Annotated in this window: 26 protein-coding genes; 5 read left to right on the forward strand and 21 right to left on the reverse strand. The window is 67.6% G+C overall.

The features are described 5' to 3' along the window. Position 1: 1 nt before the first annotated feature. The 6 genes from JNUCC0626_RS32880 to JNUCC0626_RS32905 all read right to left on the reverse strand — a co-directional run bounded on the left by JNUCC0626_RS32880 (position 2) and on the right by JNUCC0626_RS32905 (position 4,041). Positions 2 to 409, reverse strand: a complete 408-nt coding sequence (locus JNUCC0626_RS32880) for a YciI family protein (RefSeq protein ID WP_394614648.1) — start codon at positions 407 to 409, stop codon at positions 2 to 4. A gap of 112 nt (positions 410 to 521) precedes the next feature. Next, positions 522 to 1,340: a hypothetical protein gene (locus tag JNUCC0626_RS32885; protein WP_394614649.1), complete on the reverse strand. Its 819-nt coding sequence runs from the start codon at positions 1,338 to 1,340 to the stop codon at positions 522 to 524. A 3-nt stretch (positions 1,341 to 1,343) separates the two neighbouring features. Beyond that, a complete protein-coding gene (locus tag JNUCC0626_RS32890; protein WP_394614650.1) occupies positions 1,344 to 1,877 on the reverse strand; it encodes a SigE family RNA polymerase sigma factor in 534 nt (177 codons plus the stop codon). Between the two features lie 77 nt (positions 1,878 to 1,954). Continuing rightward, positions 1,955 to 2,293, reverse strand: coding sequence for a DUF952 domain-containing protein (locus tag JNUCC0626_RS32895; protein ID WP_394614651.1), 339 nt, complete (start codon positions 2,291 to 2,293; stop codon positions 1,955 to 1,957). Between the two features lie 44 nt (positions 2,294 to 2,337). Then, a complete protein-coding gene (locus JNUCC0626_RS32900; RefSeq protein WP_394614652.1) occupies positions 2,338 to 3,273 on the reverse strand; it encodes a DUF5926 family protein in 936 nt (311 codons plus the stop codon). A gap of 27 nt (positions 3,274 to 3,300) precedes the next feature. Further along, positions 3,301 to 4,041, reverse strand: a complete 741-nt coding sequence (locus tag JNUCC0626_RS32905) for a glycerophosphodiester phosphodiesterase (protein WP_394614653.1) — start codon at positions 4,039 to 4,041, stop codon at positions 3,301 to 3,303. An 89-nt stretch (positions 4,042 to 4,130) separates the two neighbouring features. On the opposite strand from JNUCC0626_RS32905, the gene JNUCC0626_RS32910 reads away from it, so the two are divergent. Next, positions 4,131 to 5,315 (forward strand): cytochrome P450, encoded by a 1,185-nt coding sequence (locus tag JNUCC0626_RS32910; protein ID WP_394614654.1) that lies wholly within the window; start codon positions 4,131 to 4,133, stop codon positions 5,313 to 5,315. Here JNUCC0626_RS32910 and JNUCC0626_RS32915 read toward each other — a convergent pair. The 13 genes from JNUCC0626_RS32915 to JNUCC0626_RS32975 all read right to left on the reverse strand — a co-directional run bounded on the left by JNUCC0626_RS32915 (position 5,302) and on the right by JNUCC0626_RS32975 (position 18,210). Next, positions 5,302 to 5,979 carry a hypothetical protein gene (locus JNUCC0626_RS32915; protein ID WP_394614655.1) on the reverse strand — a complete coding sequence of 226 codons (678 nt, stop codon included), beginning with the start codon at positions 5,977 to 5,979 and terminating at the stop codon, positions 5,302 to 5,304. The genes JNUCC0626_RS32910 and JNUCC0626_RS32915 overlap by 14 nt on opposite strands. A gap of 17 nt (positions 5,980 to 5,996) precedes the next feature. Further along, positions 5,997 to 8,210, reverse strand: a complete 2,214-nt coding sequence (locus JNUCC0626_RS32920; RefSeq protein WP_394614656.1) for an NACHT domain-containing protein — start codon at positions 8,208 to 8,210, stop codon at positions 5,997 to 5,999. Between the two features lie 40 nt (positions 8,211 to 8,250). Continuing rightward, positions 8,251 to 9,264 carry a glycerophosphodiester phosphodiesterase gene (locus JNUCC0626_RS32925; protein WP_394614657.1) on the reverse strand — a complete coding sequence of 338 codons (1,014 nt, stop codon included), beginning with the start codon at positions 9,262 to 9,264 and terminating at the stop codon, positions 8,251 to 8,253. Between the two features lie 63 nt (positions 9,265 to 9,327). Further along, positions 9,328 to 10,233: a DUF4328 domain-containing protein gene (locus JNUCC0626_RS32930; RefSeq protein ID WP_394614658.1), complete on the reverse strand. Its 906-nt coding sequence runs from the start codon at positions 10,231 to 10,233 to the stop codon at positions 9,328 to 9,330. A gap of 2 nt (positions 10,234 to 10,235) precedes the next feature. Continuing rightward, positions 10,236 to 10,532 (reverse strand): rhodanese-like domain-containing protein, encoded by a 297-nt coding sequence (locus JNUCC0626_RS32935; protein WP_394622149.1) that lies wholly within the window; start codon positions 10,530 to 10,532, stop codon positions 10,236 to 10,238. A 102-nt stretch (positions 10,533 to 10,634) separates the two neighbouring features. Continuing rightward, entirely contained in the window at positions 10,635 to 11,375 is a 741-nt protein-coding gene (locus JNUCC0626_RS32940) for a hypothetical protein (protein ID WP_394614659.1), read from the reverse strand. Then, the gene (locus JNUCC0626_RS32945; RefSeq protein ID WP_394614660.1) at positions 11,372 to 11,866 is read right to left on the reverse strand and encodes a SigE family RNA polymerase sigma factor; all 495 of its coding nucleotides are present in this window, start codon (positions 11,864 to 11,866) and stop codon (positions 11,372 to 11,374) included. Before JNUCC0626_RS32945 ends, JNUCC0626_RS32940 begins: the two co-directional genes overlap by 4 nt. 120 nt (positions 11,867 to 11,986) lie before the next feature. Then, positions 11,987 to 13,588: a solute symporter family protein gene (locus JNUCC0626_RS32950; protein WP_394614661.1), complete on the reverse strand. Its 1,602-nt coding sequence runs from the start codon at positions 13,586 to 13,588 to the stop codon at positions 11,987 to 11,989. Beyond that, a complete protein-coding gene (locus JNUCC0626_RS32955) occupies positions 13,585 to 13,935 on the reverse strand; it encodes a DUF485 domain-containing protein (RefSeq protein WP_394614662.1) in 351 nt (116 codons plus the stop codon). Before JNUCC0626_RS32955 ends, JNUCC0626_RS32950 begins: the two co-directional genes overlap by 4 nt. Before the next feature lie 258 nt (positions 13,936 to 14,193). Beyond that, the gene (locus JNUCC0626_RS32960) at positions 14,194 to 15,993 is read right to left on the reverse strand and encodes a cation acetate symporter (RefSeq protein WP_394614663.1); all 1,800 of its coding nucleotides are present in this window, start codon (positions 15,991 to 15,993) and stop codon (positions 14,194 to 14,196) included. A gap of 1 nt (position 15,994) precedes the next feature. Continuing rightward, positions 15,995 to 16,423, reverse strand: coding sequence for a hypothetical protein (locus JNUCC0626_RS32965; RefSeq protein ID WP_394614664.1), 429 nt, complete (start codon positions 16,421 to 16,423; stop codon positions 15,995 to 15,997). After that, positions 16,420 to 17,277: a LytR/AlgR family response regulator transcription factor gene (locus tag JNUCC0626_RS32970; protein WP_394614665.1), complete on the reverse strand. Its 858-nt coding sequence runs from the start codon at positions 17,275 to 17,277 to the stop codon at positions 16,420 to 16,422. Before JNUCC0626_RS32970 ends, JNUCC0626_RS32965 begins: the two co-directional genes overlap by 4 nt. 72 nt (positions 17,278 to 17,349) lie before the next feature. Further along, a complete protein-coding gene (locus JNUCC0626_RS32975) occupies positions 17,350 to 18,210 on the reverse strand; it encodes a S49 family peptidase (protein WP_394614666.1) in 861 nt (286 codons plus the stop codon). 103 nt (positions 18,211 to 18,313) lie between these two features. Here JNUCC0626_RS32975 and JNUCC0626_RS32980 point away from each other — a divergent pair, with 103 nt between their 5' ends. Beyond that, on the forward strand, positions 18,314 to 18,481 hold the full coding sequence (locus JNUCC0626_RS32980; RefSeq protein WP_166048541.1) for a hypothetical protein: 168 nt from the start codon (positions 18,314 to 18,316) through the stop codon (positions 18,479 to 18,481). A gap of 244 nt (positions 18,482 to 18,725) precedes the next feature. On the opposite strand, the gene JNUCC0626_RS32985 is transcribed toward JNUCC0626_RS32980, so the two are convergent. Beyond that, positions 18,726 to 19,988, reverse strand: a complete 1,263-nt coding sequence (locus JNUCC0626_RS32985) for a sensor histidine kinase (RefSeq protein WP_285636256.1) — start codon at positions 19,986 to 19,988, stop codon at positions 18,726 to 18,728. 111 nt (positions 19,989 to 20,099) lie between these two features. On the opposite strand from JNUCC0626_RS32985, the gene JNUCC0626_RS32990 reads away from it, so the two are divergent. From JNUCC0626_RS32990 to JNUCC0626_RS33000, 3 genes are read left to right on the forward strand one after another with little or no spacing between them, the layout of a single operon-like run. Continuing rightward, positions 20,100 to 20,807 (forward strand): (Fe-S)-binding protein, encoded by a 708-nt coding sequence (locus tag JNUCC0626_RS32990; RefSeq protein WP_394622150.1) that lies wholly within the window; start codon positions 20,100 to 20,102, stop codon positions 20,805 to 20,807. After that, positions 20,789 to 22,207: a LutB/LldF family L-lactate oxidation iron-sulfur protein gene (locus JNUCC0626_RS32995; RefSeq protein WP_394614667.1), complete on the forward strand. Its 1,419-nt coding sequence runs from the start codon at positions 20,789 to 20,791 to the stop codon at positions 22,205 to 22,207. Before JNUCC0626_RS32990 ends, JNUCC0626_RS32995 begins: the two co-directional genes overlap by 19 nt. Next, positions 22,200 to 22,775: a LutC/YkgG family protein gene (locus JNUCC0626_RS33000; protein ID WP_394614668.1), complete on the forward strand. Its 576-nt coding sequence runs from the start codon at positions 22,200 to 22,202 to the stop codon at positions 22,773 to 22,775. Before JNUCC0626_RS32995 ends, JNUCC0626_RS33000 begins: the two co-directional genes overlap by 8 nt. Here the strand turns inward: JNUCC0626_RS33000 and JNUCC0626_RS33005 are convergent. Next, positions 22,772 to 23,218, reverse strand: a complete 447-nt coding sequence (locus JNUCC0626_RS33005; protein ID WP_394614669.1) for a hypothetical protein — start codon at positions 23,216 to 23,218, stop codon at positions 22,772 to 22,774. The genes JNUCC0626_RS33000 and JNUCC0626_RS33005 overlap by 4 nt on opposite strands. Positions 23,219 to 23,233: the final 15 nt, after the last annotated feature.

Genomic DNA, 23,233 nt, shown 5'->3' on the forward strand with positions numbered 1-23,233 from the left:
GTCACTCCGTGATCGTCGGGGCGTTGCCGTAGAGCGGCCGGATCTCCAGCCACTCGTGGATCGGCTTGCCGTCCTTGCCCGGCGCCGCCGACAGTTCCCCGGCCAGTTCGAGCGCCCGCTCGTAGGTGTCGGTGTCGAGGATCATCCACCCGGCGATCAGGTCCTTCGTCTCCGCGAACGGACCGTCGGTGACCGGCGGGCGGCCCTCGCCGTCGTAGCGGACCCACGTGCCGGTCTGCTCGAGCGCCTGACCGTCGACGAACTCGCCGGTCTCCTTGAGCTTGTCCGCGAAGTCGTTCATGTACTTGATGTGCGCGGTGATCTCGTCCTGCGACCACTGGTCCATCGAGACGTTGTTGATCGGCTCAGGAGCGCCGCGGTAGTGCTTGAGCAGCAGGTACTTGGCCATCTCTGGTGTCTCCCTCGGTGCTGGTGCGACCCATCCTGGTCACTTCCACCCCGGGGACGGAGCCGAAACGCGGTTCTCGACATCGGCTGCCAAGATTTTTCCGGCAGCCCTGTCAGACCGAGGTGCAGTCGTTGGCGTCGAGGCGCATGAACACCTGCGTCACCGTGTCACCGCTGGTCTCGAAGACGTACGTCCACGGCGGCGTCGCGGCCATCTTCGCGGTCGTCCTGGTCGCGGTCTGCACGGCGTTGGCGTAGGCGACCTTCACGTCCGCCACCTTCGAGCCCTTGCCGACGTTCTTGGGCGTCTTGACCGCGTCGGGCAGCGTGATCCGGACGATGCCACGGACGGGCGAGACGACGATCGCGTTGTCGGCGGGGTTCGACCTGGTCGCGTAGTTCTTGCAGCGGTTCTCGGCGTCCGCCGGGCTGCCCGGCTCGATCAGCGCGCCGGTCGCCAGCGCGTCGGCCTCGGACATCCCGAGCGCGAGCGACCCGAGCTGGCCCACCTGCGCCTCGGCCTTGGGCGGCACGGACGAGTTGGGCAGGGGCTTCGTGGTGGTCGTGCCCCCCTGCTTGGTGTTCGGGTTGGGGGCACCGCTGCCGTTCGACGGCACCCCGGCCGTCGCGGTCGACGACGCGGCCGACGTGGCGGAGCCGGCGGACACCGGCGGAGGTGTCGTGGTGGCGGCCGTGGAGGACGTCGTCAGCAACGCGCCGATCGTCTCGTCCTGGCGTGCGGCGTGCAGGCCGATCAGGCCGGTGGCGGCACCCACCACGGCCACCACGGCGAACGCGCCCGTGACGGCGGCGCGGCGGCGCCTGCGGCGGGTGGCCCCGGCCACCACCGCTTCGGTCGTGATCGGCGCGGAGTGGACGTCCAGCCGATCGTCGCTGAAGAGCTTCCTCAGCTCGTCGTCGAGGTCGTCCACGGGTCAGTCCTTTCCCAGGCGTGTTCGAAGACTCGCCATCGCCTTGCTGCTCTGGCTCTTGACCGTGCCGCACGAGATGCCGAGCGCGTGTGCGATCTCGGCTTCGGAGAGGTTCTCGTAATAACGCAGCACGATCACGGCACGCTGGCGCGGCGGGAGTTCCCGCAGGGCCTGCCAGAGGGGTTCGTTGTCTAGCCGGCTCAGCTCGGGAGCCACGGCCCCGACGTCGGGGAAGTCGGGCACGAGGCTCTCCCGGCGACGCCTGCGCCAGACGCTGATGTGCGTGTTGGCCATCGCCCGGCGGACGTAGGCGAGCGGGTCGTCGCCCTTGCGCTGCACCACGGCCCAGCGGGAGCCGACCTTCTCGAGCACCGCCTGCACCAGGTCGGCCGAGTCGTGCGGGTTGCCGGTCAGCGCGTGGCCGTAGCGCAGGAGACCTGGCATGGACACGCGCACGAACTCCGCGAAATCCCCCACGGTTTCCGCTCTTCCCCCGCCGCGGTCGGCGGCCAAGTCCACACCCAGCACTGCCGTCACGGCACCCCCTCCCCAAAGACAGCGAACTGCCTACGGGGAGTCCACGCCCGAGGGTGCGGGACGGTTGCCCCACTCAATCACAGAACGGCAACGGCGTCCGGAAGTACGAAGGAACCGTCCGGTTCGGCGGGGAACTCGTGCACCTCGGTGACGGCCGCGACCGGGATCGGGCCGTAGACGTGCGGGAACCACAGCGGCGAGTCGGCCACCGGCTCCCACCGGACCGGAGCCTCGATCACCTTCGGGTCGATGACCAGCAGCAACAGGCCGCTCTGCCCGCAGAAGAACTTCCCGGCCGACACGTGCACGACGCCCCGGTCGGAGCAGTGCACGAACTCGTCACCCTCGTTGGGGACAACGGCCCCGGCCGACTGGGCAGCGTCCCAGCCGGCCGTCGTGATGATGTGCAGCAGCACTTATCCACAGCTCCCTGTGCACAACCTTGTGGACAACCTGTGGACTAGCGGAGGGTGATCTGACGTCCCCGCAGGCCCTCGCGGGCGCGACGCTCGGCGTCGGACAGCTGCTCGTCGGAGGCCAGCGCCTCCAGCAAGCGCTTGCCCAGCGCCTCGGCCGGGTCCGCCCACTCGCGGGCGTGCATCTCGCGGTCGAGGTCCCACACCGGCACGAGCAGGCCGTGCGCGCGGAACGACCCGGCGTAGCGCGAGCCCTCACCGAGGTCGAGTTCACCGCGCGCGGCCAGGCGGGCCATCGCGTCCAGCAACTTCTCCTCGGCCTCGGGACGAACCCAGCGCAGGTGCGCCTTGTCCCCCGCGTCGACCCAGTAGGCGGCCTTCACGCCGGGCGCGTCGAGGCGTTCGGTCGGCAGGATCGCGGCGTTCGCCCGCTCCAGCGACAACGCGACGTCACCCGTCGGTTCCGTGCCCTCCGGCATCCACCAGATGAAGTCGGTGTGCAGCACGGGCGTGATGTCGGCGTCGACGTCGAGCAGGTCCTGCAACCGGCCGGGGTTCTCCCCGTTGTCGGGCCCGACCACCGGCAGCACGTCCCCGGTCTTCGCGTCCTGCGCCCACCGCACGGCCCGCGCGAGGTCGCGGCTGATGTCGCCGGACCGCGTCTGCACCTGAAGACCCACGAACGGCACGTCGTCGCCGCGGATCAACCCGGCGGCGGCCATCGGCAGCACGGTCGCGAGCGTGACCTCACGCCCGTCCTTGAGCGGCAGCTTCACGACGGCCGACGGCACGAACTCGCGCAGCGCGATCAACTCGCACTCGGCGGCAAGCCCCTCGAACGGCCGCGACACGATCACGTCCGCAGCACCACCAGGCGCGCCGTGGCAGGCCTTGTAGCGCTTGCCGGACCCGCACGGGCAGGGCTGCTTCGGGTTGATCCCGTCCTTCGGTGCGTCCTTGACCGCGGTCCGCTTGGCCACCTTGGCCCTCCTCGTGCTCAGGCTTTGCTAGGTGGCCAAGTTAGCCGTCAGCAGGCGGCGGGTGTTCGCCGGGGCGTTCGTCGCGAGGTAGCGGACCCCCAGGTCACGGCACAGGGCGACGTCCTCGGCGCTGTCCACCGTCCACACGTACGTCTCGTGGCCCGCACGCCGGGCCCGATCGACGTACCCCGGGTCGTTGCGCAACAGGTGCACGCCGGGCCCGGTGTAGTCGGCGAACTGGGGCAGGGCGCCGGACCTGTACCGGCCGAGGCGGTCGAGCAGCAGCACCGTGCGGATGTCCGGCGCGTGCCCGCGGAAGGCTTCGACGGCCGTCGGCGAGAAGGACATCATGACGATCTGGGTGCCGAGGTTGTGCCTTTTCAGCGCTTCCGCGAGCTTGCGCTCGACCTCGTTGCGGTAGCGGACCGGGTGCTTGGTCTCGACGAAAAGGGTGACGTTGGTGCCCTTGACGAGGTCCAGCAGCTGGTCGAGCAGCAGCAGCTCAGCCGGTTGGCCGTGTCGGTGCCAGCTGCCGTAGTCGTGTCTTTGGAGCTCTTCCAGCGTGAGTGCGCTCACGGTGCCACGGCCGTTGGAGGTGCGCGTGAGCGTGCGGTCGTGCACACACACGATCTCGCCGTCCTTGGACAGGCGAATGTCGCATTCAAGCCCGTCTGCACCTTCTTTGAGCGCGAGCTCGTACGCGCCGATGGTGTGCTCGGGACGGTCTGTGGACGCGCCACGGTGCGCGACGACGGCAGGCTGCTGCACAACCCGAACGATACGGTCTCCGCAACAATTTGAGTCATCAATCAAATGGACGTGGACGAAACGCCGATCGCGACTTACCGTCCCGCCTTGTGACGTTCGACCAGCGCGATCCCGCGTTCATCGCCGACCCGTACCCGGCCTTCGCCGCCCTGCGCGAAGCCGGTGAGGTGCATCACCACGAGCAGATGGGCGTAGCCGTAGCCGTCTCGCACGCCGCCTGCTCCGCCGTCCTGCGACACCGCTCGCTGGGCCGCATCTGGTCGGACGTGAAGCCGGTCGAGCAGTTCATGTCGTTCAACCTCCTGCACCGCAACTCACTGCTGGAGAACGAACCACCGACCCACACCCGCCTGCGCCGCCTGGTCGCCGCCGCGTTCGGCCGAGGCCACGTCGAACGCCTCCGCCCGTGGGTGGCCGACCTGGCAGACCGGTTGGTCGACGAACTGGCCGAGAAGATCAAGGACCAGGGCCAGGCCGACCTGCTCGCCCACGTGGCCGCGCCCCTGCCGGTCGAGGTGATCGCGGAGTTGTTGGGCGTCCCCGGCCTGGACCGCCACCTGCTCCAGCCCTGGTCGAACGCCATCGTGAAGATGTACGAGTACGGCTTGCCTGCGGATCAGCAGGCAGCCGCCGAGCGTGCCGCGACCGAGTTCGTCGCTTACCTGCGCGAGCTGATCGCCCTGCGCCGCGTCTCCCCCGGTGCCGACCTCGTGTCCGACCTGGTCGCTGTCACCGATACCGATGGTGCTCGTCTCACCGAGGACGAACTCGTTGCCACCGCTGTGTTGTTGTTGATGGCTGGGCACGAGGCGACGGTCAACGTCATCGGCAACGGGGTGTACGCGCTGATGCAGCACAGGTCGCAGTGGGAGCGGCTTTCGCCGGCCTTGATGCCCACGGCCGTTGAAGAGCTCATTCGTTTTGACTCGCCGTTGCAGCTCTTTGAGCGCACGGCTACCGAGCGGGTTGAGATCGCCGGCCACGTGATCGAGCCTGGGGAGAAGATCGCGGCTCTTCTTGGCGCTGCTGCTCGGGATCCGTTGGTGTTCGAGCGACCGGATGCTTTGGACATCGGGCGGGAGAAGAACCAGCACCTCGGATTTGGGATGGGCATCCACTACTGCCTCGGGGCGCCGTTGGCTCGGATCGAGGTGGAGGCGGCTTTGTCCTCGTTGCACCGGAAGTTGCCCGGGGTGGTGCTGGCCGAGGAGCCGAACCGGCGGGCCGAGTTCGTGATCCGCGGCCTGCACTCGTTGCCGCTCAGCGCGGGGTAGCTTCGGCCTTCTTGAGCTGGGTGGCGATGAGGATGCTGAGCTGATCCAGAACGGCAGCGTTGCAAGTCCAGCAGAAGAGGAACATTTCACGGGGAAGCGGCTTCGGAGTGGACTCAGGCGACTCGATCGCCCTGATCACCCCCTGAAGATATCTGATCACATCGTCCGACCAGCCCACATCACGCCTGTACATTTCAAAGAATGTCATGTACGCAGCTTGCGCCGTGTGCAACGCAAGAAGATGCCCACTAATTTCTTGCAGCGAAATATTCCCCTGATCCAACCTGCGCCGAAAAAGCATCATGACACGAAGGTCAGAGCGAACCTCACGCAAACCAGCAACAAACTCGGGAATCAAACCCCTCGCCATCAGAGCAATAACAATCACGAGCACGACAAAGATCAAAGCCATGATCTCATCTTGCTGGACGAGCCACTTCAGATATGGTATCGCATAAATAACCGAGACGAAGAGCACTGTCATCACAGCACCGGAAAGAATGATCGCTCGAAGGACTGCACCCCGCTTCAACTGCGCACACAATCTCGCCCACATCGCCAGCGCACCCCTCGGACCAAACCTTGCAAAATACAACGAAAGCACAGGACTAACCAGCGCCAACGCAAACACGAGCTGCGCGACAGCACCCAGAACCGGATTCACTAGAAATAGTTTTACGATCAAAAAATGACCGAAACAGACCCGATTGCCAGCATTGCAAGAAGCGAAGCCAGGTAGATCCCGCCTCGAAGCAGCGACTCAGGGGACCAAGTCCGCAGTGTCAATATCGACCATCTGCAGACCAGTAGACGAGCTACCGGATAAAGCGCAATCAGGAACACGGAAGGTATCGGGAGCAACAGCCACTTCCCCTCCAAAGTCCATGCGATCTGCATCAACGCGAGTACGACGATCACGACGACGACGGCGTGCACGTACGGGCCGATCAGCAACAACCGCAACGTCCGCTCGAACATCTTCGGATCGGGCATTCTCCGCACCTGAGCGAACACAGCACGGCGTTGACGCCTGAGCGTGCCCGCGAAGCTCAGATCCACGAGCATCTTTCGAACCTCGTTCCGCAGCCCGTCCGCCAGCAGCGGAACCCTGCGCATCTGCCGGAACGCTTCCTGCCGCAGCCAGTCGCTCTCACTCGCGAAGGCATTGGCCAGCAGTTCCCTGCAGGTGTCCGCATCCGCGACGGAACACACTTCCAGCGCCCACTTGCGATCGACCAGGGTGCCCTCGGCCGAGGCCTTCTTCAACAGTGCGCTGGCCGCAGGCAACGACACCCCGCCCTCGGCCAGAATCCCCAGCAGGTGCAACAACCCAGGTGGCCACTCGAACCCGAGCTCCGTGACGGCGGGCAGCTCCGAAGGCAGCATCCGGACCGCTTCCTCCATCAGACGCGACGAACGGCCGGCAACCTGCGTCTGCAGGATCGTCACCGACGTCTCCCGCCACCGCCCGCTGGTGAGCAGGTCGTGCACCGGCACGCGATCGGGCTCGCGGATCACGACGCAGGTCGCGAAGTACTCCTGCAACCGCCGGTGGGAGAACGTCACGCTGGTGTCGTCGGCGCCGGTGCGCGCGATTTTGGTGTACACCAACGCTTCCAGCGCGCGAGCCAGGTGGTCCGACGGGCGGCGAAGGCTCTCCACGAGCAGCTCTACGGCCTGGCCTTTGGGGACGTCGAGGCCCAGGGAGTGACGGGAGGCGATCAGGAAGGCCAGTTCTTCCGCCACCAGGCGGACGTCCTCGCTGCTCACACCGAAGTTGCCGCGGACGAGTTCGGTGTCGCGGTCGAAGCGGTGCTTGATGTAGGTCTCCAGCACCACGTGCACGTTGGTCGGGAAGTCGTTGCCCTGCCTCATGTGTTCGCACAACAGGCCCAGGAACAGCGGGTTGCCGGACATCTGCTGGACGGCCACTTCGGCGTGCGGGAGGTCGGTCAGCAGGCGAGTTTCGACGTCGTGCGGGAGGTCGGCGTTCCTGACCAGCAGCCGACGGCGTTCGTTCGAGAGCGGAACCACGGTGAACGTCGGCCACGAGGCTCGGCCTGGGCCGCGGAATTCGCGGCTCGCCACCACGCCGCGGCAGTTGTTCATGCCGTGCAGGAAGTCGTGGACGGCGTCGGCGTAAGCCTCGATGGCCTTGTTCGCGGAGGTGGCGCTGAGGATTTCCGGGATCTCGTCGAAGGAGTCGAACAGGAAGAGCCAGCCTCCCTCGCGCATGCCCAGGTCGAACTCCTCCTCCAGGAACTGCGCGATGTCCCGGTCGCGCGCCGCGTTGATCGACGCGATCACGAACGCGCGGACGTCCTCCGCGGTCGGCTTCGCAGCAGGCTGGAAGGTCTTGAGATTCACGTAGATCGGGATGACGGTGGACTCGCTCGGGCGGCGCATCGCCCTGCGCGCCATGCGTTGGGTGAGGTGACGCATGGCGACGCTCTTGCCGGAGCCCGGTTCTCCTTCGAGCAGCACGATGCGGTCTTTGCACTCCTCCAACGCATCGGACAGCGAGGACACGCGTTTGAGCGAGTTCCGCGGTGTCCGGCGGAACAGGCGTGCCCCGCGGCGGCCGGTGACCTCCAGCTCCGCCTCCAGTTCGGCGTAGCGGTGGTCGCGCCACTCCTCCTTCTCACCGAGGCGGCGCATCTGGCTCTCGACGTGGTCGGCGAACCGCGCGCGGCGCAGGGCTCGCCGCCTGTCGGTCTTGGTCCGCAGCAGGCGCCAGCCGCGGCCGATGGACTGGGCGACACCGAAGTACTTGAAGAGAAACAACAACAGGCCGATGGCGATGACCGGGGTCACCAGCCAGGCCGGCAGGTAGGCCCCGAAGAACTCCTTGATCGCCTTCAGGAGGTCGTTCGCGTGTCCCATGTCCTGCGCCATGCCCAAGACTTCGGACCGAAACGAACGGGAGTTACAGCAATCAGCCGAACCGGTGATGCTTGCGCGGGAGCTTGAAGCCGCGCTCCTTCATCACGTCGCGCAGGCGGTCCGGGTAGTCGGTGATGATGCCGTCCACGCCGTCGTCGATCAGCTTGTTCATCGTCGCCGGGTCGTTGGTGGTCCACGGGATCACCTTGAGGCCCTGGCGATGCGCGTCCTGCACCAAGGCGCGCGTCGTGAACGGCACGTAGTCCGGGTCGCCCACCTTGCCGTTCTGCGGGTTGCCGTGCACCGGGGACAGGGCGGACGCGCCGAAGGACTTCACGGCCCGAGCCACGCTGCCGCCGAAGTCGGCCAGTTCGAGGCCGCCCGTCCACGGCGAGCCGGGGCGCAGGAACTCGGGCTGGGTCAGGGCGACCAGCGGGAGGCGCGGTTCGGTGCGGCGCATCAGCATCAGGGTGCCCCAGTCGAACGACTGGATGGTCACGTTCGGCAGGAAGCCGGAGCGGCGGATCTCCTGGACGGCGCGTCGCACGAACTGCTCGCGCGGGGCCGTTTCGTGTGGCGCGGCGGCTTCCACCTTGGTCTCGATGTTGAAGCGGACGCCCCACGCGCGGTGTTTGCGGGCCAGGTCGAAGAGTTCGGCGAGGGTGGGCATGCGGGCGCCGGGCGCGAGTTCCTGGTCCGGGTACTGCGACCAGCGCGTGCTGCCGCAGTCCAGGGTCCTGACCTGGGCGAACGTCAGGTCCTTCACGTACTTGCCGGCGTACGGGAACTCCGGGTCGCCGGGGAACGCGGGCTTGGTGTCGAGGCACTTCGCCGGGTTCGTCTTGCGGTCGTGGGTGATGACCTCACGGCCGTCGCGGGTGATCTGGATGTCCAGTTCCAGGGTGGTCACGCCGAGTTCGAGTGCCTTGCCGAACGCCTTGAGCGTGCTCTCGACCGTCAGGCCGATTCCGCCGCGGTGTGCCTGGAGGTCGAAGTCCCGGTGGTGTGCCTGGGCGACGCCTGGGATGGCCATTGCGATCACCAGAGCCCCGATGAGTGTCCGCATGAACCCAACCTGGCACTCGCGCAACGGCGCCGGAAGGTCCGCGAGGACGAACGTCGGCTGAACTCAGCGGGGCGAACCGGAGGCGCGGACGGCCCGCAGCGGCGGCTCGGGAGCGTCCTTGACCTCGACCACGCGCATCAGCCGGACGGACGCCGCGTCCACCGGCAGCATCAACGTCGTGATTCGGCGGACCACCAGCAGAGACGTCACGGCCAGACCGGCGAGCACCAGGTCGGCGAGCGCGTGCACCAGGATGCCGTCCGCGCGGGCCTGCGTGCTGTCCCGGAAGATCCAGAGCACCTCGATCCAGAAGAGCAGACCGGCGGCGACCCAGAAACCCCACCACCAGCGCAGCACCTTCGACGGCTGCGGGCGTTGGTCGGCCGGACGGCGGGCCACCGCGTGTTCGAGTTCCGCGAGCACCGAACCGGGCACCACGAGGTTCACCCCTGGCACGAGGAGCAGGAGCAGAGCGACGACGCCCGAGCGCGACGGTCCGTAACCCGCGAGGCTCGCGGCCACGTTCCGGGCCCGCCACAACCACATCACGACGGGGACCGCCACCACGAGCACGGCGGCGAAGTAGAGCAGACCGGACGCGACCACCATCGCGTCGGACGTGTTCACGACCGTCGGGGACAACGCGCCGTAGCGGCTCTGCGCGACCAGCACGTAGCGCCAGATCTCGGAGCCGGCCGCCCACGCGGCGAGGACGGCCATCACGAACAGCGTGTTCTGCGTGATCCTGGCCCAGCGGCGGACGTTGTCGACGGAGTTCGCCGTCTCCTTGGCACCCGGCACCGCGGTCGGCCAGCGCCACGCGAGCAGCGGGAAGCCCCACCGCGGCGGGACCGGGTAGTTCGGCGGACCGCCGTAGGACTGCCGCTGCGACCGGCGCGACGGCTGCGGGTACGCACCGGGTGGCGGAGTCGCCACCCAGTCCACGCGCATCGGCTGCAGCGGCTGCACGGTCAGATGACCTGGGGTTCCGCGCCGTCGGTGCCGCCTTCGAGCGGACGGCCGGCGGCGTCCCAGTGCTGCATGCCGCCCTCGACGTTGACGGCCTCCCAGCCGTTCTCGTTGAGGTACTGGGTCACGCGGGCGGAGCGGCCACCGGCGCGGCACACGACGTAGAGCTGCACGTCGTTCGGCACCTCTTCGCGGCGGGCGGTGATCTCACTCATGGGGATGTGCACGGCGCCGGGCGCGTGGCCCGCGTCCCACTCGTCCTGCTCGCGCACGTCCAGCAGGACGGCGCCCTCGGGCATCTGGGCAGGAACGTCGGCGATACCCACGCTTGGAACAGTCACGTCGTAGATGTTCCCATGCCGGAGGTTGCACGGACGTGAACCTCCGGCACGGGTCCACCCTCAGAGCACCTCCGCGACGGCTGCCCCGAGCTTCACGAAGTCCCCCTCGCCCAGCGGGAGCGAGCCGGCCTCCGCCGTGACGCTGGTCTGCTCGATCCGCACCGAGCGGCCGTCGGCGCGGAAGACGTACAGGGCCTGACCCGTCGGAGCGGCGTCGTAGAGCTGGAACACGGTGCCGTCGGCGTTGGTGGTCCGGCGGGGTGGGGCGCATCCGCCGGTCGCCCACAGTGCCTGGTCGGCCGCGGCGGACGGGGTGAGTCCGTCGAACCGCACCCGGACGAACCGCACGGTCGCCGTCGTGCCGACGTCGACGGTGAACGCGCGGGCGAGGCCTTCCTCGACGAACCGCTGCTCGACCCTCCGGTTCGGCAGCGCCGCATGGACCAGGTCCAGCCACACGTCCGTCTGCGCGCGCGCCAGGATCTCGCCTGCCGGGCTGGACGTGGGCGGCGGGTTCGAGTTCTCGCTGCAGGCCCGGCTGTCCCGGGGAGGGTCGGCGACCTGCTCCTGCGGCTGGGGGGCTCGTGCCCAGTTCAGCGGGTCGGTGCCGCCTCGCGACCCGAACGGCCAGACCACGGCCCCGAGCGCGATCACCGCGACGACGGCCAGCACACTTCCCGTGATTCCCGCCCGGCGCACCGCGACCTCGCGTCTGCCGAGCTTGAGCACGTCTTCCAGTTGGGTGACGGGTGGCGGCGCGGGCACGTCGAGAGCTCCGCGCAGCTCGTCTTCGATCCTCATGAGGCACTCTCCGATTCGACCGGGCGGCCGTACGCCTCGCGGAGCGCCGACAACCCCCTTGCTGACTGACTCTTCACGTTGCCCTCGGAACAGCCCAGTTCAGCGGCTGTCTGCTCGATGGACAGGTCGTGCACGTACCGCAGCACGAGCACCGCTCGTTGCTTGGGCGGCACCTGTTGCAACGCCCGGTGCAGCTGGGAGTCGGGCTCGCCGAACCCACCGGCGACGCCGCGTTCCGGCACGTCGGCGACCGGGTGCTCACGTCCACGCACCCTCCGCTTCGTGTCCAGGAACAGGCGGGTGAGGATCATCCGCACGTAGGCGTCGGCACTGTCGCGCCGCACGCTCGGCCATTTCGCATACGCCTTCACGAAAGCGTTCTGTGCGAGCTCTTCCGCTTCCGACCAGTCGCCGCACAACGCGTACGCCGTGCGCCTTCCCCAGTCGAACCTGCTCTGGAAGAACTCCGAGAACTCTTCGTCTCGTCGCACTCCGGTCCCCCAAGCTCTTGCCGCAGTCGCGTGCAATACGCGCACGGCGGGCCCAGGGTTGCACAAACGAAAAACGGGCCGCCCCCGTGAAGGACGGCCCGTTTCCGGTGGTGCAAGGGGTTAGTGCGCGATGGCCTTCTCGGCGCCCGCACCCGTGAGGGAGCGGACCTCCATCTCGGCCTGCTTGGCGGGGTCGGCCTTGTCCTTCGAAAGGATCGTGCCGACGTAGCCGAGCAGGAACGCGACCGGGATCGAGACGATGCCGGGGTTCGACAGCGGGAACAGGTGGAAGTCGACGTTCTTGAACATCGAGGTCGGCGTGCCGGAGACGGCGGGCGACAGGATGATCAAGGTGATCGTCACGATCAGACCGCCGTAGATGCTCCACAGCGCGCCCGAGGTGTTGAACCTCTTCCAGAACAGCGAGTAGAGGATCGTCGGCAGGTTCGCCGAGGCCGCGACCGCGAACGCCAGCGCCACGAGGAACGCGACGTTCTGGCCGTTGGCGACGATGCCACCACCGATGGACACGAGACCGATGACGATCGCGGTGATGCGAGCGACCTTGACCTCGTCGGTCTTGTCCTCGTCGTCGTTCCCGTTGCCCTTCTTGATGATGTTGGCGTAGATGTCGTGTGCGAACGACGCCGACGCCGTGATCGTCAGGCCTGCGACGACCGCGAGGATCGTCGCGAACGCGACCGCCGCGATCAGGCCGAGCAGGATCGGACCACCCAGTTCGAGCGCGAGCAGAGGCGCGGCCGAGTTGGCCTTGCCGGGAGCCGCGTTGATCGCGTCGGGACCGACGAGCGCGCCGGCGCCGTAACCCAGGACCAGGGTGAACAGGTAGAAGATGCCGATCAGCCAGATCGCCCACACGACCGAACGACGGGCTTCCTTGGCCGTGGGCACGGTGTAGAAGCGCATCAGGATGTGCGGCAGACCCGCGGTGCCGAGGACCAGGGCGAGGGCCAGCGACAGGAAGTCGAGCTGCGAGGTGCCGGTCTTGCCGTACTGCAGGCCGGGGCCGAGCAGCTTCTCGCCGGCCTTGGGCGCGGCGTCGACAGCGGCGCCGAGCAGCGACGACAGGTTGAAGCCGTACTTGCCGAGCACCCAGACGGTCATGATGCCCGCACCGGCGATCAGCAGGACGGCCTTGATGATCTGCACCCAGGTGGTGCCCTTCATGCCGCCGATGAGGACGTAGGCGATCATCAGGGCGCCGACCACGGCGATGACCAGGGCCTGGCCACCGGTGCCCGTGATGCCGAGCAGCAGGGCGACGAGACCACCGGCACCGGCCATCTGGGCCAGCAGGTAGAAGAACGAGACCGCCATCGTCGACGTGGCCGCTGCGGCGCGGACCGGACGCTGGCGCATCCGGAAGCTCAGCACGTCGCCCATCGTGTACTTGCCGGTGTTCCGCAGCAGCTCCGCGACCAGCAGCAACGCGACGAGCCACGCCACCAGGAAGCCGATGGAGTAGAGGAAGCCGTCGTAGCCGTTCAGCGCGATGGCACCCGCGATGCCGAGGAACGACGCCGCGGACAGGTAGTCACCCGCGATCGCGATGCCGTTCTGCGGGCCGGTGAACGCGCGACCGGCGGCGAGGTAGTCGGCAGCGGTCTTGGTGTTGCGGCTCGCCCGGATGACCACGAACAGCGTGATCAGGACGAAGACACCGAAGATGCTGATGTTGAGGATCGGGCTGGACTCGTTCACTTGCCGTCTCCCTCGATCTCGTTGCGGAGCTTCTCCGCGAGCGGGTCGAGGTTCTTGTTGGCGTGCCGCACGTACAGCGTCGTGATGACGAACGTCGACACGAACTGCAGCAGGCCGAAGATGAGCCCGACGTTGATGTTGCCCAGCACCTTGGTGGACATGAAGTCGTGCGCGTAGTCCGCCAGCAGGACGTACAACACGTACCAAGCGAGGAACAGTCCGGAGACGGGGAACACGAACTTGCGCAGTCGTTGCTTCAGCTCGGTGAAGTCAGCGCTCGCTTGGACGTCGGCCCACTTCTGTGCGTCTGGGGCCGACTCAGACGGGGTGTGTTCGACGCTGCTCACAGGCCCCTCCTCGCGGTACTCGTCGTAGGTGTCAGCAACGTGACGTGCACGTAATGCCTCCAGGTGCGGTCCGTTCTTGGTCAGGAACCGTATGGAGACTTGAGTCACTCAGGTAAGGCCCCGTTCGTGCCGTTGCGCCCAGCAGTCGGGTGATGCGACGAACGGTCAGTATGCGTAGACGAAGGGCACTCTGCGTGACCGGAATCACCGTTCACCGATTCGAGTGACCAATTTTCACCCATTTGAAACGGTGGTCACTCAGAGTGTTCGACCAGCTCCCCTGCGCTTGTCGTCGGCCATTCTGGCCTTCTCCTCGGCGGTCCCGAAGCGGGCGACGTCGCGGTCCCGGATGAAGCCCAGCGGGTCCGGCGCGTGCAGTCTCAGCAGGATCTGGCTCACGTCCGGCGGCACCCGTCTGCGGGTCGCCTTGCTGACCACGATCATGGTCATGAACGCGATCGGAACGGTGATCAGCGCAGGTTGGGTGATGAACGCGGGCGCCCAGCGGCCGGTGTACGAGCTGACGACGCTGACGACCTGAGCCGTGATGACCATGCCACCGCCGACCACGAGCCCGCACACCGCGCCCACCCAGGTGAGTCCCCTCCACCAGATGCCGAGCACGAGAAGCGGGCAGAAGGTCGAGGCCGCCAATGCGAATGACATCGCCACGGTCAGTGACGCGTCAGAACGCGGCAAAAGCAATGCGAGGCCAATTGCGACCAGTCCCGTGAACACAGTTGCCCACCGGAAGTCACGAACCTTGCCCGGCATGATGTCCGTCGAAACGACGCCGGCGACCGACACCACGAGTCCCGAACTGGTCGAAAGAAACGCCGCGAACGCACCCGCCGCGACGATCGCGCCGACGATCTGACCACCGAGGTTCGGCAGCATCGTCTCCGGCAGCATCAGCACCGCCGCGTCCGTCCGCCCGGTCACCAGGAGCTGCGGGAGGTAGAGCCGCGCCAGCACGCCCAGCACCGTCGGGAAGATGTAGAACAGGCCCAGCAGGTAGAGCACGTGCAACGCCGTGCGCCGCGCCGCCTTGCCGTCCGGGTTGGTGTAGAAGCGGACCAGCACGTGCGGCAGGCCCATGGTGCCGAGGAACGTCGCGAAGATCAGCGAGTACGTCCTGATCAGCTCGGAGATGCCGCCGGTCTGCGGGCGCGTCCAGTCGTAGTTCGACGTCGGCGAGCCCTCGACCACCGGCACCGGGCTGCCCGCGGTGAACTCCATGGTCGTGCCGGGGCTCAGCTCGTAGACGCCACGACCCCAGAACACCGCGCCGTCCGCGTCCCTGCCGTCGATCTGACCGCGCACCTTCAACGTGAGCGGCACCTCGACACGGACCTTCACGACCTGCTCGGCCACCGTGACCGACTCGGACTTCGGGAACCGCACCACGCCGTCGTCGCTGATCGGCTGCGTGCCGCGGTCGGGCGAGGCGAGGAACACCACGAACAGCACGAACGTCGGCGCGGCGATCGCGAAGAGCTTGCCCCAGTACTGGAACGCCTGCACGAGCGTGATCGCGCGCATGCCACCGCCGAGCACGTTGACCACCACGATGGCCGTCACGATCAGGCCGCCGAACCACGCGGGCAGGCCGGTGATCGTGGTCAGCGTCAGGCCTGCGGACTGGAGCTGCGGCACCAGGTACAGCACGCCGATGCAGACCACGAAGAACGTGCTGAAGTGCCGGACGTTCGCCGACCCCAGCCGGGCCTCGGCGAAGTCGGGCAGCGTGTAGGCGCCGGAGCGGCGCAGCGGTGCCGCGACGAACAGCAGCAGCGCGAGGTAGCCCGCGGTGAAGCCGATCGGGTACCAGAGGGCGTCGACGCCGTCCTTGAGCACGAGCCCCGCGACGCCGAGGAACGACGCCGCGGACAGGTACTCGCCGGAGATCGCGGCGGCGTTGCGGGTGGCCGGGATCGCGCGGCGGGCCACCAGGAAGTCCGGGGTGGTGTTCGCCTTGCGCGACCCGACGTAGCCGAGCAGGAACGTCACGGCCGCAACGGCGACGATGGCGCTGAGGCTCCAGTAGGTGGCGTTCACGTCAGCGGTCGACCATGTTCACGAAGTCCCGCTCGTGCCGTTCGGCCTGCCTGCGGAACACCCACCCGACGCCGTAGAGGATCGGGAAGGGCGCAAGACCGAGCACGAGCCACGGGATGGGGATGCCGAGGATCTCGAGGTCCCCGATGGACGGGATCAGGTAGAACGTGATCGGCAACAGGCACATGCCGATCAGGACCGCGAACGCGAGCCCGAACGCCGACTTGAGCTGCTGGCGGATGAGGTCGCGCACCAGCTTCTCACCGACGCTGGTCTGCTCCTCCAGCTCGATGATCGTGCGTAACGCCTTGCCGCTCTTCTTCGTGGAGTCCGCGAGCACGACCCGGCGCCGTCGTGGCCTGCTGCCCTGCTCACCGAGCCAGGCCTCCCGGGCGGGCTGCTCCGGCTTTCCCGCGTCGTGCCTGCTCACCAGCCGCTCTTGGGCGGTCGCACGATCCGTTCCTTGAGCTCCTTGGTGTGCCTGCGGCTGACCGGGAGCTCCTTGGCGCCGTCCCCGGTGCCGATCACGACCGCGTAGCCGTTCGCCGTCATCCGCAGCTCGCTCACCAGCGGCAACGCCACCAGGTACGACCGGTGGATGCGCACGAACCCGGCGTTCGCCCAGCGCTCTTCCAGCTGCGCCAGCGGAATCCGGACGAGGTGGCTGCCGTCCTGCGTGTGCAGGCGGGCGTAGTCGCCCTGCGCCTCGACGTACCGCACGGACGCGCGCGGCACGAGCTTGATGGTGCCGCCGAGTTCGACGGGGATGACCTCGTCGTCGGTCGGTTCGGCGGGGTTCTGCGCCGCCTGGGCCGACGGCGTGCTGGGGGCCGCCGTGCGTCCCACCCGGTCCGCGACCCGCGAGATGGCCTTGAGGACGCGTTCCTCGTTGATCGGCTTGTTGATGAAGTCGAGCGCACCGACGTCGAACGCCGTCACGAGCGCGTCCCGTTCCTCGACGCCCGTCACGAACACGAGCGCGGGCGGGTACCGGAACGCGCTGAGCACCCGCGCGAGATCCATGCCCGACAGGCCGGGCATGTTGATGTCGGCGAAGACGGCATCGACCGGCGGCAGGCCGGCCTTGGTCCGAGCCATGACCTCCTGCTCGTAGTCACCCCTCAGGATGCGCAGTGCCTCGGCGGCGTCGAACGCCGTGAGGACGCGCCGGATGTGAGGGCTGCTCTCGAGCAGGAACTTGATCTCGCTCAGGCCAGGGGCCTCGTCATCGACTGCGAGGACGAGGAGACCGGCGTTGTCTTGGGTACTCACTGTGTCGGGCATCTTGCCCACCAATGTGCAGCCGTGTCTACGCCGGGGTAGGTCTCGACACGCCCGGTGAAACCGAACTGATGCTCACAGCCCGAATCGGGACCAGCGAGCACGTTCCTCGACACTCGCCAGCACCTGCGTCACGAGATCGCCCGATCGGGTGGACGCGCCGGTCAGCCCGAGCTTGGCCAGCAACGGCTTGCGCGGCTCCGCGATGGTCAACTCGGCGTCCGGGAACCGCTTCGCGATGACGGTCCGGATCGTGCCGAGGCCGTCGATCAGGCCGAGCTCCTGCGCCTTGCTGCCGGTCCACACCTCACCGCTGAACAGGTCGGCGTCCTTGCTGAGCTTCGCGCCGCGGCGTTCCGTCACCCACGCCTTGAACTGGTCGTGCAGGTCGGAGTGGAGGCCCTTGAGCCACTCGACGTCCTCGGGCTTCTCCTCCTGGAACGGGTCGAGCCGCACCTTGTTCTCGCCCGCGGTGTAGACGCGGCGCTCGACGCCCGCCTTGTCCAGCAGGCCGTTGAGGCCGAAGCCCGAGCTCACGACCCCGATCGAGCCGACGAGGCTGGTGCCGTGCGCGTAGATCTCGTCCCCCGCGCAGGCCAGCCAGTACCCGCCGGACGCCGCCACGTCCTCGCAGAACGCGAGCACCGGCACGTGCTTCTTGGTGGCGAGCTCGCGGATGCGTTCGGCGATGAGGGCGCTTTGGGTGGGCGCGCCGCCCGGAGAGTTGATGAGCAGAGCCACGGCGATGAGCCGCTCGTTGTCGAAGGCGCGGTTGATCGCCGACTCGACGTTCTGGAGGCTGATCGTGTTGCGGGCGACCGGCGAGGACTGCGGGGTGATGACCCCGTGCAACCGCACCGCAGCGACGACCGGAGGCCGTTCACCCCGGTCCATGACCCTCGGGAGACGGGCCGCGATCTTGTCCGTGACGCTCATGTACTCGACAGTACGTGCGTTTCGCGGTGACGCGGGAGCCTCGATGGTGGTCGGGTTGCTCCCGCGTGACCTGGAACACCTTTTGGGCTGCTAGGTTCGGTCGGTGACGTTCAACCCGATCCGGTGGCTCGAACGGTACGTCGAGTGGTGGGACGACCGGGGGCGGCAGAACGCGGCCGGGCCGACGCCGATGCACATCTACTGGATGTGGGTGAGCTGGAGCGTGTGCGCCGTCGTGCTGATCACGACGCTGGCGGTTGCCGCACGCTGACCTGGGTTTTTGCGCGGTGCTGGATCAGCACTTGCAGCTGTTGAAGCCCTTTGCGGTGCACTTGATGCAGACGCGGACGCGTTCGGGTGCCTTGGGTTCGTGCACTGGATGTGGCCTTTACTCGCGGCCGGCCTCTGGTTGCTCAAACGACCGGCGGATCATTGGTCTCCACCACAATCGGCACGATTCACGCCTGGGTTGAGCATGCTTGACCTTGCAACTTTCGTCGCAGCTCAGCAGAGCGTCAGGCGCGGATCGCCGGTTGCTCGTTCGTCATCGGCTCGTCCGTCATCTGCGACCCGATGTTCAGGTTCGGCAGCACGTTGCGGGCGAACTTCGGCACGTTGAGGATCACCTTGGTGCCGGCGTTCGGCGCCGTCTCGACGACCAGGGCGTACTCGACGCCGAAGACCGTGCGCATCCGGTCGTTGATGTTGCCGATGCCGACGTGGGCGCCGGTCTGGTGGGCGTCCTTGATGTCGTCCAGGCGTTCCGGGTCCATGCCGACGCCGTCGTCCTCGACGCTGATCAGGGCCTCGTTGCCGTTGTCCTCGGCGGTGATGGTGAGCATGCCGCCGCCGGGCTTCTTGGCCAGGCCGTGCCGGACCGCGTTCTCGACCAGCGGCTGCAGCACCAGGAACGGCAGGACGACCTGCAACACCTCGGGGGCGATCCGGAGACGCACGTTCAGGCGGGAGCCGTAGCGCGCCTGCTCGATGGTCAGGTAGCGGTGGATGTTGGTCAGTTCGTCGGCGAGGGTCGTGAACAGGCCGTCGGTGCGGAACGAGTAGCGCGTGAACTCCGCGAACTCCTGCAGCAGCTCACGGGCGTGCGCGGGGTCGGTGCGGATCAGCGACGAGATGGTGTTCAGGGCGTTGTAGACGAAGTGCGGCGAGATCTGGGCTCGGAGGGCCTTCACCTCGGCCTGGGCCAGCGCCTGGCGTTGCTTCTGGACGACCTCGAGTTCCAGCTGGGTCGAGACGAAGCGGGCCGTTTCCTCGGCCATGCGGATCTGGCGCTTGGAGGCCACGCCGGAGACCACGATCAGCGTGCCGGCCACGTCGCCCTCGACGACCAGCGGAACGACGACGACGCTGTGCAGGGAGCACGGGCCTTGCAACTCGCAGCCGAGCTTGCGGTGGTCTACGTGTTCCTTGTGGCAGTTGTTGATGGCACGAGCCACTGTGTCGCGGAGGTACTCGTAGTGGTCGTTCGCGCCGCCGTCCCACGAGAGGACGGTGCCTTCTTCGTCGGTGATGGCGACGGCTACGCACCGGAGCATCTCGCGCAGGTGAGGGGTGGCCTTGTTGGCCGCCTCCTCGGTCAAGCCCGCGCGGAGGTCGCTCGACGCCCTGGACATGCGGTCGAGCATGTCCATCACAGCATCCTCGACGGAGGTGCTGACTCGTCGAGCGCGGCACAGCATCACGAAGAGGCCCAGAACGGCCAGGGTCGCGATGACACCGAGCACGGCGCGCTCGGTCAACAGGTCGCCCACGGTGCACATGCTGTGCTGTGGGGTGCCCCTATAGCAAGAGGCGCGCCCGGCGTACCCCCGGACGGTCCACCGGTACGGGTAGACATCGGATGAATTCGGGGAGAGGGTGTGCGGGTGAAAGTGGCGCTGTTCGCGACCTGCCTGACCGACACGTTCTTCCCGGAGACGGCCCGTGCCGTGGTGCGTTTGCTGGAGAGGCTCGACTGCGAGGTCGAGTTCCCCCTCGACCAGACGTGCTGCGGCCAGATGCACTTCAACACCGGCTACCGGGAGCATTCGAAGCCTCTGGCGCGCAAGTACACCGACGTCTTCGGGAGCTATGACTACGTCGTTGCGCCATCCGGGTCATGCGCGGGCATGGTTCGGGAGGTTCATCCCACCCTCGGTGAGTCTCCGCCGCGCACTTTCGAGCTCGCGGAGTTCCTCGTCGACGTGCTCGGCGTGACGGACGTCGGCGCCTGGTTCCCCCACCGGGTCACCTACCACCCCACTTGTCACTCGCTGCGCGTGCTGGGGGTCGGCGACAAGCCGTTGGCGCTGCTCAGGGCCGTGAAAGCACTCGATCTGGTGGCGCTGCCCGACTCGACGCAGTGCTGCGGGTTCGGCGGCACGTTCGCGGTGAAGAACGCCGAGACGTCCACGGCGATGCTCGCGGACAAGATGCGGTGCGTGCTCGACACCGGCGCCGAGGTGCTGTGCGCGGGCGACAACTCGTGCCTCATGCACATCGGCGGCGGGCTCTCGCGGTTGCGCGCGGGCGTCCGGCCGGTGCACCTGGCGGAGATCCTGGCTTCGACGGAGGAGGAACCGTGGCTCGCAACCCGGTGACGTGGCTGGGCAGCCCGACGTTCCCGAAGGCCGCCAAGGAAGCGCTGCAGGACACCCAGCTGCGGCAGAACCTGCGCAGGGCCACCGGCACGATCCGCGGTCGCCGGGAGGCCGCGGTCGCCGAGATGACCGACTGGGAGATGCTGCGGGTCGCCGGCGAGCAGATCAAGAACGACGTCCTGGCGCGCCTCGAACCGCTCCTGCTCCAACTGGAGGAGCAGGTCACGGCCAGGGGTGGCACGGTCCACTGGGCGCGCGACGCCGAGGAGGCCAACCGGATCGTCCTCGACCTGTGCAGGCAGGAGAACGCGAACGAGGTCGTCAAGGTCAAGTCCATGGCCACGGCCGAGATCGGGCTGAACGAGGCGCTCGAAGAAGGCGGCGTGCACGCCGTCGAGACCGACCTCGCCGAGCTGATCGTGCAGCTCGGCGACGACCGGCCGTCGCACATCCTGGTGCCCGCGATCCACCGGAACCGCTCGGAGATCCGCGAGATCTTCCAGCGCCGCATGGGCGTCGAGGTGTCCGACGAACCGGCCGACCTCGCCGAGGCCGCCCGCGTCCACCTGCGGCAGAAGTTCCTCACCACCAAGGTCGCGATCTCCGGCGCGAACTTCGCCGTCGCCGACACCGGGTCGATCGTGGTGCTGGAGTCCGAGGGCAACGGCCGCATGTGCCTGACGCTGCCGGACACCCTGATCACCGTGATGGGCATCGAGAAGCTCGTGCCGACGTGGCAGGACCTGGAGGTCTTCCTCCAGCTGCTGCCCCGCTCGTCCACGGCCGAACGCATGAACCCGTACACGAGCGTGTGGACCGGCGTCACCCCGAACGACGGCCCGCAGAACTTCCACCTCGTGCTGATCGACAACGGCCGCACCGCGACGCTCGAGGATTCCGTTGGGCGCCAGGCACTTCGCTGCATCCGGTGCAGTGCGTGCCTGAACGTCTGCCCGGTCTACGAACGCACCGGCGGCAAGTCGTACGGCTCGGTCTACCCCGGCCCGATCGGCGCGATCCTGACGCCGCAACTGGTCGGCGACATGCACGACCCGCAGGCCGCGTCGCTGCCCTACGCGTCGTCGTTGTGCGGTGCGTGCTTCGAGGTCTGTCCGGTGCGGATCGACATCCCGTCGGTCCTCACGCACCTGCGCGCCGAGGCCGTGGAAGCGAAGGGCCGCACGGCGGAGTCGGTCGCGATGGCCGCCGCCGCGTGGATGTTCGCCTCGGCCTCGCGCTATGAGAAGGCGCAGAAAGCCGGTTCCCTGGCCCGTTTCCTGGCCCGCGACGGCAAGATCACGTCGCTGCCGTGGCCCGGTTCGAAGTGGACGTCCTCGCGCGACGTGCCCGCACCGCCGGCCGAGTCGTTCCGCACGTGGTGGAGGAAGAACCGTGGCTAGCGCGAAGGAAGAGATCCTCAACCGCATCCGCAACGCCCAGGTGCCGCCGGCCGCACCGGTCGTCCGCGGTTACAACGTCGAAGGCCCCGGCGGCGTCGAGTTGTTCGCCGAACGGGTCGCGGACTACCGCGCGATCGTCCACACGGTCACCGACGTGCCGGAGGCTCTGCAACGCCTCCAGGGCAAGCGAATCGTTGCGCCCCAAGATGTTCCGGCCGAGTGGCTGATCGACGGCGTCACGTGGCTGCGCGAACCGCTGACCATCGAGGAGCTGGACCAGGCCGACGGCGTGCTCACCGGGTGCGCCGTCGCGATCGCCGACACCGGCACGATCGTGCTGGACGGCGGCGAGGCCCAGGGCCGCCGGGCGCTCACCCTGCTGCCCGACTACCACCTGTGCGTGGTGCGCACCGACCAGATCGCCGCGTCGGTTCCAGAAGCCCTGCAACGACTGGAACCGACGCGCCCGCTGACGTTCATCAGCGGCCCCTCGGCGACGAGCGACATCGAACTCAACCGGGTCGAGGGCGTGCACGGCCCGCGCACGCTGGAGGTGCTGATCGTCTAACCGCAGTGCACTCCGACGGCGTCCTTGATGGCCATCTCGTCGTAGTAGTAGGTGATCGCGCGGATCGTCACGCACTTGCCCTTGGCATACACCTTGACCGGGCCGGCGTAGTACTGGAACTTGCCGGAGTCGAAGTCGTTGTTGTAGCCGGGACGGTTGTTGTCGTCCTCGCGGAAGTCCTGGTTGTACATGGAGATGCTGGCCTGGTGCTTGAACTGCGAGTAGTAGGCCGTCTTCACGTTGGCCGCGCAGTTGTAGCCCGTGCTGGAGTTGTAGTACAGCCGGATCGTGCTCAGGTGGTTCGGCACCTTCGACATGACCTTGTAGGTGTCGATCAACGTGCCGGTGCAGCCGTACTCCGCGGCGTTGGCGTTCATCGGCGCGAGGATGAGTCCCGCAGCGGCGGCCACCACGACGGCGACGGCTTTCCTCAGACGTGTCATGCGTCTGAGGAAAAC

Source organism: Lentzea sp. JNUCC 0626 (assembly GCF_043632865.1).
Lineage (GTDB): Bacteria > Actinomycetota > Actinomycetes > Mycobacteriales > Pseudonocardiaceae > Lentzea.